Raw genomic sequence first — 1,250 nt, 5'->3', positions numbered from 1 at the left:
GAGGTGTATCAGCCGGGCGAGGCTTTGCTATTACACGGGCGCAATCTGACCTTGGAAAGCCTCGCGCTCGATGGGGCGGCGCTGGTGGAAGGCCAGGATTATAGGCTGACCGACGCGGGCTTGCTGCTGCTCGCGCCACCGGAAAGCGGCGAGTTGGTGAGCGTCGTCACGCTCGATCCCAGCGCCAATCTGGAGTTGGAAGGCCTGTACGCTTCGGGCGATATGCTCTGCACCCAATGCGAGGCGGAAGGTTTCCGCAAGATCACCTATTGGCTGGACCGGCCCGATCTTCTGTCGGTCTATACCGTCCGTCTGATTGCTGATACGGCGACTTACCCGGTTCTACTGTCGAATGGTAATTGTATCGAAAGCGGAACGATGGAGGGCGGGAAACATTTTGCCGTCTGGCACGATCCCTTCCCCAAGCCTGCCTATCTGTTCGCCGTGGTTGCCGGAAATCTGGTGAAAAGCGCCGATAGTTTCACCACCCGCAGCGGGCGGACCGTCGCGCTCGAAATCTGGACGCGCGCAGCGGATGCCGCCAAGACGGGGCACGCGATGGAATCGCTGAAACACGCGATGGCCTGGGACGAGGAAGTTTTCGGCCTCGAATATGATCTCGGCATTTATATGATCGTCGCCGTGGGCGATTTTAATATGGGGGCGATGGAGAATAAGGGGCTGAACGTCTTCAATACAAAATATGTGTTGGCCGACGCCCAAACCGCAACCGATTTAGATTATCAGGGCATCGAAGCCGTCATCGCCCATGAATATTTCCATAATTGGACCGGCAACCGCGTTACCTGCCGCGATTGGTTCCAGCTTTCCTTGAAGGAAGGGTTGACGGTCTTCCGCGATCAGCAGTTTTCGGCGGATATGAATTCGGCAGCGGTGCAGCGGATTTCCAACGTGCGGGGCTTACGCGCCAGCCAGTTCCCCGAGGATGCCGGGCCGACGGCGCACCCGGTGCGGCCCGATTCCTACCTTGAAATCAATAATTTCTATACCGCAACAGTCTATAATAAGGGCGCGGAAGTGGTGCGCATGTACCATACATTCCTGGGGGCCGAGGGCTTCCGGCGCGGGATGGACCTTTATTTCGCCCGCCACGACGGCCAGGCCGTCACCTGCGACGATTTCCGCGCGGCGATGGCGGATGCCAATGATGTCGATCTGCTCCAGTTCGAGCGCTGGTATTCCCAGGCGGGCACGCCGGTTTTGCGCGTTTCCGATAGTTACGATTCCGA

General features: G+C 58.4%; 1 protein-coding gene. It reads left to right on the top strand.

Annotated elements, in window-relative coordinates; genetic code table 11:
- A partial coding sequence (gene pepN / locus VZ95_RS18415) for an aminopeptidase N (RefSeq protein WP_045777158.1) occupies nt 1–1,250 on the top strand: 1,250 nt, incomplete at both ends.

Source organism: Elstera litoralis (genome assembly GCF_000963705.1).
Classification (GTDB): Bacteria; Pseudomonadota; Alphaproteobacteria; order Elsterales; family Elsteraceae; genus Elstera; species Elstera litoralis.
The sequence above is the reverse complement of the archived record's forward strand: the minus strand, read 5'-3'. Positions and strand labels throughout refer to the sequence as shown.